The following is a 14,287-nucleotide window of genomic DNA, read 5'->3' on the forward strand; positions in this document are numbered from 1 at the left end:
GCCGCGATGAGCAACGGATTCGATCGCCGCACCTTCTTCAAACTCGCTTCGCTGGCCGTAGGCGGAACGCTCGCCGATGCGTCCACGGCGGCGCGCGCGCATTCTGCTTCCTACGCCGACAGCATCGACGATGCCAACGCGAACGAAGCGCGCGTGCATTGGCTCGACGGCTCGCTGCGCGCCACGCCCGAATCGTTCACCGGCGCGACGTGGGGCGTGCCGTGGCCGCGCGGCGCGGTCGATGCGCACAGCGCGTTCGATTTGCGCATCGAGCACGCGGCAGCGACGCCAACGTCTGCGTCCGGGCGCGTCGCGCTGCAATCGTGGCCGCTGGCTTACTGGCCCGATGGCTCGCTGAAATGGTCGGCGCATACGCTCGCACCACAAGCGCTCGCAGCGCTGCAAAATGGCGACGAAACGCCTCGAGACTTCATCGTCGAACCTCGTGCGGCGCGCGCCGACGAAACGAACAATGCGCCCGCCATCGCGCATCTCGACGGCGACCTCATCCGCATCGATACGGGCGTATTGCAGGCCACGCTGCCACTCAATGGCGCGCGCGTGTTCGACACGTTGAGCCGCAACGGCCAGGCGACGCTGCGCGACGGCCGCCTCCTTGTGCTCACCGACGAAGCGCCTACCGCACAGCACGACGACGAAGCTCAAGCGACCGCACGCGAACGCTACACGGGCCGCATCGAGCATGCCACGCTCGAACAAAACGGCCCGGCGCGCGCCGTCGTCAAGCTCACCGGCACGCACGCGCAGGAAGGCAGCAACGCCACGTTGCTGCCCTTCGTGCTGCGGCTTTACTTCTATCGCGGCTCGGACGCCGTGCGCATCGTGCACAGCCTCGTCTACGACGCCGATCCACAGCGAAGCTTCATTCGCGGCGTGGGCCTGCGTTTCGATATGCCGCTCGACGGCGAGCCACACGAACGCTTTGTGCGCTTCACGGGCGACAACGGCGGCGTCTTCGCCGAGGCCGTGCGCACGCTCACCGGCCTGCGCCGCAGCCCCGGCGCGAGCGTGGAAGCCGCACAATTCGCGGGCGAGGTCACGCCGCCCGCTTCCGCGCTCGGCCCTGTATTCGCGAAGGATTTGCGCTTCGTGCCCGCCTGGGGCGACTACACGCTGCTCCAGCCGAACGCCGACGGCTTCACGATTGACAAACGCACACAAAGCGGCTGCGGCTGGATTCGCGCAGCGAGCGGCACGCGCGCGGCGGGCACGGCTTGCCTCGGCGCGCTTTCAGGCAGCGTGGCGTTCGGCATCCGCCACTTCTGGCAGAGCTATCCGGCGCAACTCGACATTCGCGGCGCGCACAGCGAACGCGCCACCGTCACGCTCTGGCTCTGGGCGCCCGACGCGCCCGGCATGGATCTGCGCCCGTATCACGACGGCATGGGCGAAACGAGTTACGCGCTGCAACGCGACGCTCTCGACATCACCTACGAGGATTACGAGCCGGGTTTCATGACGCCGTATGGCGTGGCGCGCACGAGCGAAATCGAACTGCAGTTGCTGCCGCGCACGCCGACCAATGCCGAACTGATCGACATCGCGCGGCGCATCGAAACGCCGCCGCGTCTGCTACCTTCGCGTGCGTGGATGCATCGCGCCGAAGCGTTCGATCCGTACTGGCGTCCACGCGCGTCGCGCGTCGCCGCTGCGCCCGTGATCGCGCGCACGCAACGCGCGCTCGACTGGAACTACGACTTCTATCGCGGCCAGATCGAGCAGCGCAAGTGGTACGGCTTCTGGGATTTCGGCGACGTGATGCACACCTACGACGCCACGCGTCACGTCTGGCGCTACGACGTCGGCGGCTTCGCGTGGGACAACGGCGAGCTGAGCAGCGGCATCTGGCTCTGGCACTACTGGCTGCACTCGGGCCGCGCCGACGCCTTCCGCACCGCCGAAGCCATGACGCGCCACGGCAGCGAAGTCGACGTTCATCACATCGGGCCGTTCAGTCCGCTCGGCTCGCGTCACGACGTCCAGCATTGGGGCGACAGCGCGAAGCAACTGCGCGTGTCCACGGTTGCGAATCACCGCTTTTACTATTACGTGAGCGCGGACGAGCGCATCGGCGACCTCATGCGCGCGCAGATCAACGCGGTCGAGCGGCTGCGCGACGTGCTGCCGGGCCGCAAGATCGGCGAGCCGTTTCCGCCCGACGATCGCGCGCATCACGCCACCGTTTCGTTCGGCACGGATTGGGGCGCGGTGGCGGCAGCCTGGCTCACCGAATGGGAACGCACGGGTGATCCTGCCTGGCGCGACAAACTCGTCGCCAGCATGACGACCATCGCCGCGCAGCCGCATGGATTCTTCACGGGCTACGGCGTGATGGATCTGCGCACGGGCGCGTTCGCGCGCGACGCGAGCGGCGCGTTGTCGGTCTCGCATCTGAGCGCCGTGTTCGGTCTGCCCGAAATCTGCGGCGAGCTGTTGCGCGTGCTCGATGTGCCAGCGTTCCGCACGGCCTGGCTGCAATACTGCACGCTGTATTCCGCGAGCGCCGACGCTCAGCGCGCGGCGCTCGGGCAACCGCTCGGCAAGCTGAATCTGAATCAGGGCCACGCGCGACTGCTCGCCTACGCGGCGAGCGAAACCGGCGACCGCGCACTGGCGCATCGCGCGTGGACACAGTTCCTCGCCGGTCACGCGGGCAGCACGTTCGAGGACTTCGTGATCGAGCGCGTGCGCGTGCCGACCGTGCTCTACGACGTGGACGAAGCGCCGCGCGTTTCGACCAACTCCACCGCGCAATGGGGACTCGGTGCGATCGGCCTGCTCGCGCTCGTCCCCGACGACGTGTAAGCCCATCGAAGGCGCGCGCATCGCAATCGAATAAGGAATTCGTTTTTCCTTCTAACGATTGCGAACGCGCGCGCAAACGCCTCGTAGCGTGATATTCCGCCCGGGCATATGAATAGCGCATCATCGCTTTTGTGGTCGAACGCGCGGTCAGTAGAATCGTGCGGCTCACGCATCGAGCCCACCATTCAGCACCATCCACACGCGAGTTACCACCATGAAAGCTATGCGCTCCGTCTTGCTCGCCACACTCCTTTCGGCGGTCGCCGCCGCGCCCGCGTTCGCCGCCGACGAACTGGCCCAGGTGAAGTCGTCCGGCGTGTTCCGCGTCGGCACCGAAGGCACTTACGCGCCGTTCACGTATCACGACGAAACGGGCAAGCTCACGGGTTTCGATGTCGACATCGCCAGCGCCATCGCGCAACGTCTGGGCGTCAAACCGGAATTCGTCGAAGGCAAGTGGGACGGACTGATCGCCGGTCTCGACGTGAATCGGTACGACGCCGTCATCAACGAGGTGTCGATCACCGACGCGCGCAAGGTGAAGTACGACTTTTCGACGCCGTATATCGCCACGCATGCGGTGCTGATCGTGCGCGACGACAACACCACGATTCATTCCTTCGACGATCTGAAAGGCAAGAAGTCGGCGAATACGCTCACCAGCAATTTCGGCAAGCTCGCCGCGTCGCACGGCGCCGATGTCGTGCCGGTGCAAGGCTTCAACGAGTCGATCGATCTGCTGACCTCGGGCCGCGTGGACGCCACGGTCAACGACTCGCTGTCGTACCTCGATTTCCGCAAGCACAAGCCCGACGCCAAGCTGAAGATCGTGGCCACCGACACGTCGAGCGCCGGCGATCAGTCGGCCGTGCTGCTGCGCAAGGGTAATCCGGCGCTGGTCGCGGCCATCGACAAGGCGCTCGCCGACATCAAGGCCGACGGCACCTACGCGAAGATTTCGCAGAAGTATTTCGGCAAAGACGTCTCGCAATAAGGCGGGCTGAACGATGCCGGCATGGCTGCATTTAATGGCGCAATCGCTCTGGCCGCTGCTTTACGCGGGGCTCGTGTTCACTGTGCCGCTCACGCTCGCATCGTTCGCGATCGGCGTCGCGCTCGCGTTCTGGGTAGCGCTCGTGCGGCTGTTCGGTCCGCGCTGGGCCAGCGCCGCCGCGCGCTTTTATATCTGGCTGTTTCGCGGCTCGCCGCTGCTCGTGCAGCTATTCGTGATCTTTTACGGCCTGCCCAACGTGGGCATCGTGCTCGATCCGTTGACGGCGGCGATCATCGGCTTTTCGCTGAACGTGGGCGCGTATAACGCCGAAGTGATTCGCGGCGTGATCGAATCGATTCCGCGTGGACAATGGGAAGCCGCGTATTCGCTGAACATGACGCGCGCGCAGGCGCTGCGTCGCGTGATTCTGCCGCAAGCGATTCGCGTGGCGTTGCCCGCGTTGTCGAACGCTTTTATCGCGCTCGTGAAAGACACATCGCTGGCCGCCGTGCTCACGGTGCCCGAGATTTTTCAGGCCGCGCAGCGCATTGCGGCCGTGACCTACGAACCGCTCATTCTGTATAGCGAGGCCGCGTTGATTTATCTGGCGTTCAGTTCCGTGCTGTCGCGCGCGCAGTTCCGGCTCGAAGCGCGCTTCGGTCGCCACGCGCTCTTTTCGCCGGGCCGCTGATGATCGAATTCGACAGCATCGGCAAATCGTTCGGCGAGCATCGCGTGCTGATCGATATTGCACTGACACTCAAGGCGGGCAGCGTGACTGCGCTGATCGGCCCGTCCGGCAGCGGCAAAAGCACCCTGCTACGCTGCGTGAATCTGCTCGAAGTGCCGGACAGCGGCACGCTGCGTGTTGGCGATGCGCAGATCACGTTCTCGCCAGGACGGCGCATTGCGCAGGCGGAGATTGCGAAAGTGCGCCGCCATACCGGCATGGTGTTCCAGAACTTCCAGTTGTTCCCGCATCTGAGCGTAATCGAGAACGTGATGGCGGGGCTCGTGATTCTGCCGCAATGGGATCGCGTACGTGCGCGCGAACGGGCCGCCGCGCTGCTCGACAAAGTGGGCCTCGCCGCCAAAGCCGAAGCATGGCCCAGCACGCTCTCGGGCGGCCAGCAACAGCGCGTGGCGATTGCACGCGCGCTCGCGCCGTCGCCGCAAGTGCTGCTCTGCGATGAACCGACTTCCGCGCTCGATCCCGAACTGTCCGCCGAAGTCGTGGACGTGCTCCGCCAGCTCGCGAACGAAGGCACGACCATGTTGATGGCAACACACGATTTGCGGCTCGCCGCGTCGGTCGCGCACGATGCGATCTTTCTCAAGGACGGCACAGTGGTGGAAGCCGGTCCATCGAGCGAACTGTTCTCGCGCCCGCGCGACGCGCGCACCGCGCGATTCATTTCTACGCTTACGCAAGCTGCGCCTATCGTTTGAGTGCCTTTTTTAGGCACTAAATCGCGCTTTCTACGCGACCGCGACCGCAACCTCGCCGACGATTTCGGGCTTACGCGGCAGCATGCAATACGGCTTTGGCGCGTGGCGGGCAGCCTGAAAAGCGGCTGCCCGGCATGAATTATCCGAATGTCCTTGATCGACCAGGCGGACATTCGCTTTTCACCGATACCGCCGTGTTCAATACCTATGGCGCTGGCGAGTTATCGCATCAGCGCGCCATTCGAAATTTCGGGCGGCTATCGCGATACGCGCGCGTCGTCGGCCAATGGCATTCAGGATGCGGCCCGCTATCAACAGGTCTCGTTGCGCGAGATGTATCACCTGTCCAGGCGCACGACGCTCCATACGTTGCAGGCGTATCAGCACGCTTCGGAACAGACGCCCGGCGCACCTTCCAGTCTCTAACACGCGCGGCACGGCATTTGCTGGCTCTCCGTTGACATTCAACACCAAACGGAGAAACCTATGCCGACGATCCGCAAACCCGCACGCGGCCTCGCTGCCGCCCTACTCGCTCTTTCGGCGGCCGGCGCCATGACGATCGCCACCGGCGCAGCCGCGCAGACGAACAACGATCCGAACGCCGCGCCGCCCACGCACGCCGACAAGAAGGCCGAGAAGGAGCAGGCGAAGGCCGACAAGAAGGCCGCTGTCGCCCAGGCCAAGGCCGACAAGAAAAAGACCGACGCGCAAGCCGACGCCGACAAGGAAAAAGCCGATGCGCGCGTGAAGGACGCGAAGGATCAGTAATCTGCTTGCGGCGGTTTATCGCCGTCGTCACGGTCATTCAAACTGACCTTGGCGATAAAGGCGCGCTGAAAGCAAATGCATCACACGCGCATTCAGCGCGCCTCATTTCACGCTGCGATCTCGTCGAGCTTGCGCCCGCGCGTCTCAATCGCGAATGCGCCGATCACGATCGCGCCAAGCAGCGAAACGAGCGCGAAATAGCCGAACACCGCTTCGACACGCAGATACGTCAGCAACGTGCCGATCACGAGCGGACCAATCACCGACGCAATCCGCGTAATCGCCGAAGCCGCGCCCGCGCCGGTCGCGCGAATACGCGTGGGATACACCTCGGGCGCATAGACGTAGATGCCGCATTGCACGATCGCGATCATCGCCACGCTCATCGAGGCCAGCACGAGCACCTGGCCGGCGGGCACCCGCGTGCCGCTCAGCGCGAGCCAGCACATCGGCAACGCCGCGCCGAGAAACGCAATCGCGAACGTCTTTCTGCGGCCGAGCCAGTCGATCGCAAAGGTGCCGATGAACGTGCCCAACAGCGTCGCGATCATGCTCACCATCCCGTAGCGCAGCGCCACTTCCAGCGGCAGGTGATAGACGGTGCGATAGAGCGACGGCAGCCAGACCAGAATCCCATAAGTCGTCAGGCTGCCGCAACCCGCCATCAGCCAGACCACCAGCGTGCGCCGCGCGAAGCCGCGCGCGAACAACGCACGGAACGATTCCTTCTGTTCCTGCGTGCCGTGCGCGACGACTTCGGGCGTGCTTGCGTCGGCGAGCCGCGCGGCGGGCGCCGTGCGCTCCATCTCGTCGACGATGCGGCGCGCGGCGTCGGCGCGTCCGTTGATCGCGAGCCAGCGCGGCGACTCGGGCGCGACGCGCGGCAGAATCGCCGCCAGCACGATCGGCAAGCCGCCGACGAGAAACATGATCTGCCAGCCGTAAGCCGGAATCAGCCAGAGCGCCGCGATGGCCGCCACCAGATTGCCGAGTGCGAAGGTGGATTGCAGCACGAAGATCACGCGGCCGCGAATGCGCGCGGGGCACACTTCGTTCATATACGTGGCCGACACCGGCGATTCGCCGCCGAGCCCGATGCCCTGAAACAGACGCAGCGCGATAAACACCGCGTAACCCGGCGCATAAGCCGACGCCACGCTGCCGAGCGCCAGCAGCACGAGCAGCCAGCGCAACACGCGCAGACGCCCGAAACGCTCGGCGGCGGCGCTGAACAGCAGCGCACCGATCGTCTGCCCGACATAGCCGCTCGACACCAGCAAACCCGCCTCGGTCGGCGTGAGATGCCAGAGGCCCATCAGCACCGGCATCACGAACGCGATGGTCAGCGCGTCGAAGGCATCGGTCATATGCACGAGCCCGATCATGCCGAGCACGCGCGTATGCCAGCGCGTGAACGGCAGACGCTCGATGCGCGCGGAGATCAGCGCGGCTTCATGCCGACCGGCGACGCGCGCGTCGTCGATCGTCTCGTACTCGTTCGCAAGACGTGTCAGTTCCATCGTGTCCTCGAAGGAAACGTTTGTGGGGAAAGCATCGGAAAACAGCGGGAAAATCGCGCGGGTCAGCGCGCGATAGATGAACAGTCAGACGACGTCAGGCAAGATCGAGCACCAGCGTGCCGCTTTGCGCACCGGACACGCAGATCATCATGGCGTCGTTCGCGGCGCGTTCGGATTGCGTCAGCACGCTGTCACGATGATCGACGCAGCCGCCGAGCACGCGCGTCTGACACGCGCCGCACAGCCCTTCGCGGCAGCTGTATTCGACATCGACGGCGGCGTCGAGCAGAACGTCGAGCAAGGGCTTGCCCGCGGGCACGAACAGCGTCCGGCCGCTGCGCGCGAGTTCCACCGTGTAGCCGGTGCGCTGCGTGCTCTCGACCGGCGCGCTCGCCGCGAAGCGTTCGATATGCACGTTCGCGATGCCCGCGTCGGCACACGCTGCCTGGAACGCATCGAGCATCACACCCGGGCCGCAGCAGTACGCATGCACGTCCTTCGGCTGACGCGCGAGACACGCGGCCAGATCGAACGGCAGGCCGTCGTGTTCGTCGTCGAAATGCAGCAGCACGTCGCCGCCCAGCGCGGCCAGTTCGTCGAGAAACGCGGCCTGGCCGCGGCTGCGCGCGCAATAGACGAACTGCACCGTCTGCCCGCGCTCGCGCAGCTTGCGATACATGCACAGCATCGGTGTCACGCCGATGCCGCCCGCGACCAGCAGCGTCGACGACGCCGCTTCGTCGAGCGCGAAGTTGTTGCGCGGCGCGCCGATCGACAACGTCGCGCCGCAGCGCAGCTCCTCGTGCAGCCAGCGCGAACCGCCGCGGCTCTTTGCGTCGTGCAGCACGCCGATCACATAGCGGCCGCGTTCTTCAGGCGCGTTGACGAGCGAATAGCTGCGCGTGAGGCCGTTGGGCAGATGCACATCGAGATGCGCGCCGGGCGTGAAAGGCGGAAACACGTCGCCTTCCACGGGCACCAGTTCGATGCTCGCAATGCGCTGCGCCTCGTGGCGCAGCGTGCGCACGCGTGCCTGCAAGCGGGCTTGCAAACGGGCCTGCGAGCCGACATTCGCGCCGTGAGTGGAGTCGTTCATCATGTGACGAGGCTTCCGGAAAATCCTTCGGTTGGCGTCAAGCGGCGGCTTCGTCGTTCTCGTTCGCTTCAGCACGCACGCCATGCACGGAGAAAAATTGCGCGCGCTCGACCTTCTGCCCGATCGCGGCTTCATACGCCTCGCGCACGGCTTCCGGCTGACCATACTGGCCGATGAAATCGCGCAGATACGCACCCAGCAGCGGATGCGCCGCCAGCGCCTCGCGCGACAGCCCGTTCATCATCTCGTCGCGGCACGCCGAAGGCAGGAACACGTTGTGGTTCGCCTGCGGATCGGTGATGAGCCCCTTCGGCGCGTTGCCCGCCGCCACCGCTTCGAGTTCCTCGAAGAAGCGCCGGCGCAGCATCACGATGCCGCGATCGCTCGCCCCGAGCGTTTCCTTCGTGCGGTCGGTAATCGCGCCCTGCCCGACCCACGCGGCGAAGTCCTGATTCGCGACGTGCGAGGTGATCCACTCGCCCTGCTCGTCGCGCAGCGGCCCGTACCACGCGGGAATGTGCTCCTGCACGTAGGGCTCGCGCTCCTTCGGCACCTTGTTGAGCACCCAGAGAATGCTGAGCGTGTTCTGGTCGTCGATCGGCACGCGCCATTCGAAGTGATGCCCGAGATAGAAACCGTTCGGCCAGAGCGTCACGCGGCCCGTGGTCCACATCGGGTTCGCTTCGTTTTCATGCGCGCGCAGACGCTTGTAGATGAAGCCATGCTCGAACTCCTCGTACTGCGTGCGCAGATGCGTGGGCACGTGTTCGGCGTGACTGTCCTGCTGACGCGAGGTCCAGTTGTTGTGCGTCCACTCGAAATGGATCGGATCGATCGAGTTTTCCTGGCACTGAAACCAGTTGCACGGAATCTCGGCCATCACGACCTGGGCGAAACCGTTCGCGTAGTTGAACGGCTCCCAGTCGGGCAGTTCGGGCGCGGGCGCGGCGCCCATGTACGCCCAGATCATGCCCGCCTTCGCGCGCACTTCGTACGCCGTGATTTTCGTCTTCTGGCGCAGGCGCGCATCGACGTCGACGATCTCCTCGAACGGCTGATGCGTGCATTGCCCACTCGCATCGAACTCCCAGCCGTGATACGCGCAGCGCAGCCCGCACTGCTCGACGAAACCGAACGCGAGGTCGGCGTTGCGATGCGGACAGCGACGCTGCACCAGCCCGAACGTGCCGCTCAGATCCTTGAACAGCACGAGGTCCTCGCCGAACAGGCGAATGGGACGCACCGCCTTGTCGTCGAATTCCGCGACGCCCGCCACCGGATGCCAGTAACGGCGCAGATAGTCTCCCATCGGGGTGCCCGGGCCCACCTCGGTCAGCAACCGGTTTTTTTCAGCGCTCAACATGTCTTGTGTCCTCACTCGTTGGAAACGCGGCGTCATGCGCCTGCGGTGCATGGCCGTCGATGAGTGCATTTTTGGCGACGGCATGCGCGCTTACAACTTCCTCAAAATCCAAAAAAGTCGCCGATCGTCTCAAACGTGATCGCGTGCCCTGACCCCATCCCATCGCGTCGATCGCTGCATTTTTTGCTTGATGTCAAAAATCTTCCGCCGCAGAATGTCGGTTCATTTATGTTCTATGTGTTCATTTTTGAACATGTGAAGACCTATCGAGCAACCGGACGGACGAGACAGACATGCTGAAAATTGGAGTGGTGGGCGGCGGAATTGGCGGACTGGCCGCGGCGATCGCGCTGCACCGCGCGGGACATCGCGTGACGGTGTTCGAGCAGGCGGAGCGCTTCGGGCGCGTGGGTGCGGACATCAATCTCACGCCGAACGCGGTCCGCGCGCTCGACGGACTCGGCGTCGGCGAACAACTGCGCGAGACGGCCGCGCGGCCCAACGCCCGCATCAGCCGCATGTGGGACACCGGCGAGGAAACCTCGCGCCTCGCCATGTCGGACGAAGCGGAACGCCAGTACGGCGCGCCGCAGCTGACGATGCATCGCGCCGACGTGATGAGCGCGCTCGAAGCCGCGCTCGCGCCGGGCGTGCTGCACCTCGGCCAGCGCACGGTCTCGTTCGCACAGGAGGCCGACGCGGCCACGATCACGCTCGCGGACGGCACGACGCACGCGTTCGACCTCGTGATCGGCGCGGACGGCATTCACTCGGGCGTGCGCCGCCATCTGTTCGGCGCGGAGCATCCGCAGTTCACGGGCATCGTCTCGTACCGCGCGGTCGTGCCCGTCGAGCGCCTGAGCGGCATCGACACGGGCGCGTTCGTGAAATGGTGGGGACCGAGCGACGACCTGCAGATCGTCACGTTCCCGCTCAACCGTGGCCGCGATGTGTTCATTTTCGCGACCACGTCGCAAAGCGACTGGACCAACGAATCGTGGACGCTGCCCGGCGACCCCGACGCGCTGCGCCGCGCCTATGCCGCTTTTCACCCGGAAGCGCGCGCGCTGCTCGACGCTTGCGACACGGTGCTCGCGTCGGCGTTGTATATTCGCGATCCGTTGCCGCAATGGAGCGGCGCGCGCATGACGCTGCTCGGCGACGCCTGCCATCCGATGATGCCGTTCATGGCGCAAGGCGCGGGCATGGCGATCGAGGATGCCGTGGTGCTCGCGCGCGCGCTGACCGACGTCGCGCCCGCCGGACTCGACGACGCGCTCGCACGCTATGCGCGCGCGCGCCAGGAACGCACGGCGCGCGTGCAGATTGGCTCGCGCGGCAACAACTGGCTCAAGAGCGGCGGCAACGCCGACTGGGTCTATGGCTACGATGCGTGGACGGTGCCGCTGCAATAACGGCACGCTTTTCAACAGGATCAGATGCGTACGGATACGTCTTCCCCCTCATCCGCCGAGGCGGCCAGTTCTCCCGTCGAGCGGGCGTTTCGCCTGCTGCGCTACATCGCGGAAGGCGGCTCGACGGCCAACCTCAGCGACGTCGCGCGGCAGATCGGCGTGAACCGGGTCACGGTGATGCGGCTCATCGAGTCGCTCAAGGCGGCGGAGCTGATTCAGGAGCGGCCGGCGGGCGGCTCGCATCGGCTCGGCCTGCCGTTTCTGACGCTCGCCGCGAGCGCGCTCGGCGCATCCGATCTCACGGCGCGCGCGCGCCAGATTCTGCCGGGGCTCGTCGAACAGACCGGGCTTTCGGCGTTTCTCGCCGTGCTTGAAGGCGCTGAGATCGTTTATCTGATTTGCGAAACGCCTGATACGCCGCTTGTGACGCGCATTCGCGTGGGCAGCCGTCTGCCCGCGCATCGCGCGACGCCGGGGTTGGCCATGCTTGCATCAGCCGACGGTGAAGCGCTGCGCGCGCGTTACGCGAATCAGCCGGGGATCGACGCGCCGCCCGATTGGAACGCGCTCGAGCGCACGCTCGATACCGTGCGCGAGAAAGGCTATGCGTGGAGTTTTTCCGGGCTGGAGGCGGGTATCGATTCCTGCGCGGTCGCCGTGCGCGACACGCGCGGCGACGTGCTCGCGGCGCTGAGCGTTGCCGGGCCGAATACGGCGTTTTTGGCCGATACGGGCTTGCGGGCGAAGGTTGAGAACAGCGTGAAGGCGGCGGCGAATGCGCTTGCGGGGTCGGTGTTTTGAGGGTGAAAGCGATCGGTGAGATTGGTGATTTCGGGGGACGTGCGAGCTAGTAACGGCGCTGAATGGCTGAGATCGTTTCCCGATCGCCGTAGAAATGAATGTTTGCTGCGAAACCCGAGGCCTGGACGGAAAATTGAAATGTCGGCATGCCGTCGTGATCTCGTCATAACGGCTCAAGAATAAGCGCGCCAGCTACGACCGCGTGTCCATGGCCGTACTCCGCCGACGACGCCGTTACTCGCAGTTGGCCGTTTTCATTGCCATCACTTGCTGCGAGTGATCGATGCAGCAGCGTCGAGTCGCCTGGCACGCCCGCTGTTAAAATAACTGCCTTTTTCTGGGAGAGAAAAGTGTCCTGGTTTATCTATGAAGTGCCCGAATACAATGAAGACGGGGCGCGCATCGAACCCTTCATCGACCTGCGTAGCCGCGTTATGAAACTCAGTGGGCAATCGATGGCCGACGAACTGGAAAGCGTCCGCGAAAACGCCGCAACAACGGCGGACACGCCCACGCGCCCGCTACGCGCCGCAGAAAATCCTCACGTATTTCCGATTCCCTATGCCGACTCCATGATCCTGGTCGGGTTCATTTTTGAGCTGGAGCGTGAGTCCCGGCAATTGGTGGTGTCACCTGTGGAAATGCCCTGGCTGAAAGACGCATAGAAAACGACACGAGCGAATCTGGCCGTGACGCAATCCGCAAAAATCGGCTAATTTTTGATGTTTGCCTCGCAATCGCTCCAGTAGCGCAGCGGATCGCCATGTTGCGGGTAACGTGAACCGAGCCACAGTGACAGCTTGCCCCAATCCGGATGATGGGTGCCCGTTTTAGCGGACCAGATTGACGATCTCTCGAGAATCTGGCCGTTTTCTCTATCTCTGACAAGCAGGCTGCCCAGTCCACTCGAACTGTTCGTCTGCGACTCGACCTGATACCTCGGCAGAATCCGGAGTTCGGCGTCTTCGGCCCATCCAAAAAGGGCGCGGACTACGCCGGCCGAGTCGCGCAACTCAATGGGGCCAGTCTGCGGACGAACGGCAGTCCAACCCTCGGGAAATTCGGCGACCACGAGCTTTCCCTCCTCCCGCACCCACCTCACGCGCCATGCGCGTACCATCGCCTCGCGCAAGGCGGATACCGAGGCATATCCCGCAGGCAATGTGATCGCCAGTGGGAACGTGATGAGGTTGTCTTTCCAGAGTCTGGCTTCGTCGTCGACGCGTTTGCTCTTGGTGAACACCGCTGTATCGAATGGGTTCTCGGGCCGGCTCGACACGCGTGCGCTCGAGGCGGGAAGTCCCTCGAAAAGTCGTTCAGCATCAAGACGCGTGAGTTTCGTCTTTCCTTTCTTCATTTGCCTCTCTCCAGCATGATTGATGTCTCGCGAATGGCCGCCCCTGACGACCGAAATCGCACCTGTTTGAGCGGTCGGGTGTCGTGTCTGGGGCGATTCGCTGGTGCGCTAGTTCGCTAGTTCGAAGTGTCTGGCGCGGCTTGGGTCGTCATCGATGCACCCAAAGCGTGGTGTGATCGATCCATGGTGGATCGGATGAAAGTGACGGGTAGCGCTCGATTACGCGATGACGTTCGTGAATCGACGCGGTTGGCGAGTTAGCGCCGAGCTTGGTCGATTACGCTTTTCGCCTGCGTCAATCGACGGAATTAGCCACCGGCGCGCTTCACCCGATGACCGGACTTTTTGAGCTCTTCGATAATACGGTCACAGTGATCGCCCTGTACTTCAATCACGCCATCTTTGACCGTTCCACCCGAACCGCAGACGGTGCGCAATTGTTTGCCCAGCGAGGCAAGGGCAACGGGGTCGAGCGCCAATCCTCTCACGACCGTCACGCTCTTCCCGCCCCGGCCTTTGGTCTCGCGAACGACCCGCGCGACGCCGTCCCCTGGTGGTTGTGTCCGGGCAATCGCCTTGCATATACACTCCGTGACCGCGTGGCGGCACTCGGGACACATGCGTCCGCCGTCTGTTGAGTAAACGAGGCCACCCTTCGAACTGCTCTTGACGATAGACATGCACAAAGACATAAA

Annotated in this window: 14 protein-coding genes; 9 read left to right on the forward strand and 5 right to left on the reverse strand. The window is 64.3% G+C overall.

Translation table 11 applies throughout. The features are described 5' to 3' along the window. Window positions 1–6: 6 nt before the first annotated feature. From G5S35_RS25115 to G5S35_RS25140, 6 genes are all read left to right on the forward strand, one after another. Window positions 7–2,826 (forward strand): exo-rhamnogalacturonan lyase family protein, encoded by a 2,820-nt coding sequence (locus tag G5S35_RS25115; RefSeq protein ID WP_183039855.1) that lies wholly within the window; start codon window positions 7–9, stop codon window positions 2,824–2,826. Between the two features lie 214 nt (window positions 2,827–3,040). Next, window positions 3,041–3,820 (forward strand): amino acid ABC transporter substrate-binding protein, encoded by a 780-nt coding sequence (locus tag G5S35_RS25120; protein WP_176081030.1) that lies wholly within the window; start codon window positions 3,041–3,043, stop codon window positions 3,818–3,820. Window positions 3,821–3,833: 13 nt separating this feature from the next. Beyond that, window positions 3,834–4,511, forward strand: a complete 678-nt coding sequence (locus tag G5S35_RS25125; RefSeq protein WP_065059807.1) for an amino acid ABC transporter permease — start codon at window positions 3,834–3,836, stop codon at window positions 4,509–4,511. Further along, window positions 4,511–5,269, forward strand: coding sequence for an amino acid ABC transporter ATP-binding protein (locus G5S35_RS25130; protein ID WP_074985508.1), 759 nt, complete (start codon window positions 4,511–4,513; stop codon window positions 5,267–5,269). Before G5S35_RS25125 ends, G5S35_RS25130 begins: the two co-directional genes overlap by 1 nt. 207 nt (window positions 5,270–5,476) lie before the next feature. Then, window positions 5,477–5,695 carry a porin family protein gene (locus G5S35_RS25135; RefSeq protein ID WP_176081029.1) on the forward strand — a complete coding sequence of 73 codons (219 nt, stop codon included), beginning with the start codon at window positions 5,477–5,479 and terminating at the stop codon, window positions 5,693–5,695. Between the two features lie 129 nt (window positions 5,696–5,824). After that, window positions 5,825–6,040: a hypothetical protein gene (locus tag G5S35_RS25140; protein ID WP_231957541.1), complete on the forward strand. Its 216-nt coding sequence runs from the start codon at window positions 5,825–5,827 to the stop codon at window positions 6,038–6,040. A 107-nt stretch (window positions 6,041–6,147) separates the two neighbouring features. Here the strand turns inward: G5S35_RS25140 and G5S35_RS25145 are convergent, their stop codons facing one another. From G5S35_RS25145 to G5S35_RS25155, 3 genes are all read right to left on the reverse strand, one after another. Further along, window positions 6,148–7,560, reverse strand: coding sequence for an MFS transporter (locus G5S35_RS25145; RefSeq protein ID WP_074985519.1), 1,413 nt, complete (start codon window positions 7,558–7,560; stop codon window positions 6,148–6,150). A 94-nt stretch (window positions 7,561–7,654) separates the two neighbouring features. After that, entirely contained in the window at window positions 7,655–8,659 is a 1,005-nt protein-coding gene (locus G5S35_RS25150) for a PDR/VanB family oxidoreductase (RefSeq protein WP_408583301.1), read from the reverse strand. 34 nt (window positions 8,660–8,693) lie between these two features. Then, window positions 8,694–10,019, reverse strand: coding sequence for an aromatic ring-hydroxylating oxygenase subunit alpha (locus tag G5S35_RS25155; protein ID WP_074985520.1), 1,326 nt, complete (start codon window positions 10,017–10,019; stop codon window positions 8,694–8,696). A 293-nt stretch (window positions 10,020–10,312) separates the two neighbouring features. Between G5S35_RS25155 and G5S35_RS25160 the strand changes: the two genes are divergently transcribed. The 3 genes from G5S35_RS25160 (at window position 10,313) to G5S35_RS25170 (ending at window position 12,900) form a co-directional block, all read left to right on the forward strand. Then, entirely contained in the window at window positions 10,313–11,434 is a 1,122-nt protein-coding gene (locus G5S35_RS25160) for an FAD-dependent monooxygenase (protein WP_183039856.1), read from the forward strand. A 24-nt stretch (window positions 11,435–11,458) separates the two neighbouring features. Next, window positions 11,459–12,235, forward strand: coding sequence for an IclR family transcriptional regulator (locus G5S35_RS25165; protein WP_065059813.1), 777 nt, complete (start codon window positions 11,459–11,461; stop codon window positions 12,233–12,235). A gap of 350 nt (window positions 12,236–12,585) precedes the next feature. Next, window positions 12,586–12,900: a helicase gene (locus G5S35_RS25170; RefSeq protein WP_065059814.1), complete on the forward strand. Its 315-nt coding sequence runs from the start codon at window positions 12,586–12,588 to the stop codon at window positions 12,898–12,900. Window positions 12,901–12,947: 47 nt separating this feature from the next. Here G5S35_RS25170 and G5S35_RS25175 read toward each other — a convergent pair whose 3' ends face one another. Further along, a complete protein-coding gene (locus tag G5S35_RS25175; protein ID WP_074985524.1) occupies window positions 12,948–13,592 on the reverse strand; it encodes a hypothetical protein in 645 nt (214 codons plus the stop codon). Between the two features lie 308 nt (window positions 13,593–13,900). Beyond that, window positions 13,901–14,272 carry a translation initiation factor Sui1 gene (locus tag G5S35_RS25180; RefSeq protein ID WP_074985577.1) on the reverse strand — a complete coding sequence of 124 codons (372 nt, stop codon included), beginning with the start codon at window positions 14,270–14,272 and terminating at the stop codon, window positions 13,901–13,903. Window positions 14,273–14,287: the final 15 nt, after the last annotated feature.

This window comes from Paraburkholderia tropica, assembly GCF_014171495.1.
In the GTDB taxonomy this organism is placed as follows: Bacteria; Pseudomonadota; Gammaproteobacteria; order Burkholderiales; family Burkholderiaceae; genus Paraburkholderia; species Paraburkholderia tropica.

Excerpts from the sequence above, each read along its gene's own strand:
- G5S35_RS25115 (WP_183039855.1), top strand. The coding sequence starts at position 7 with ATGAGCAACGGATTCGATCGCCGCACCTTCTTCAAACTCGCTTCGCTG.
- G5S35_RS25120 (WP_176081030.1), top strand. The coding sequence starts at position 3,041 with ATGAAAGCTATGCGCTCCGTCTTGCTCGCCACACTCCTTTCGGCGGTC.
- G5S35_RS25125 (WP_065059807.1), top strand. The coding sequence starts at position 3,834 with ATGCCGGCATGGCTGCATTTAATGGCGCAATCGCTCTGGCCGCTGCTT.
- G5S35_RS25130 (WP_074985508.1), top strand. The coding sequence starts at position 4,511 with ATGATCGAATTCGACAGCATCGGCAAATCGTTCGGCGAGCATCGCGTG.
- G5S35_RS25135 (WP_176081029.1), top strand. The coding sequence starts at position 5,477 with ATGGCGCTGGCGAGTTATCGCATCAGCGCGCCATTCGAAATTTCGGGC.
- G5S35_RS25140 (WP_231957541.1), top strand. The coding sequence starts at position 5,825 with ATGACGATCGCCACCGGCGCAGCCGCGCAGACGAACAACGATCCGAAC.
- G5S35_RS25145 (WP_074985519.1), bottom strand. The coding sequence starts at position 7,560 with ATGGAACTGACACGTCTTGCGAACGAGTACGAGACGATCGACGACGCG.
- G5S35_RS25150 (WP_408583301.1), bottom strand. The coding sequence starts at position 8,659 with ATGATGAACGACTCCACTCACGGCGCGAATGTCGGCTCGCAGGCCCGT.
- G5S35_RS25155 (WP_074985520.1), bottom strand. The coding sequence starts at position 10,019 with ATGTTGAGCGCTGAAAAAAACCGGTTGCTGACCGAGGTGGGCCCGGGC.
- G5S35_RS25160 (WP_183039856.1), top strand. The coding sequence starts at position 10,313 with ATGCTGAAAATTGGAGTGGTGGGCGGCGGAATTGGCGGACTGGCCGCG.
- G5S35_RS25165 (WP_065059813.1), top strand. The coding sequence starts at position 11,459 with ATGCGTACGGATACGTCTTCCCCCTCATCCGCCGAGGCGGCCAGTTCT.
- G5S35_RS25175 (WP_074985524.1), bottom strand. The coding sequence starts at position 13,592 with ATGAAGAAAGGAAAGACGAAACTCACGCGTCTTGATGCTGAACGACTT.
- G5S35_RS25180 (WP_074985577.1), bottom strand. The coding sequence starts at position 14,272 with ATGTCTATCGTCAAGAGCAGTTCGAAGGGTGGCCTCGTTTACTCAACA.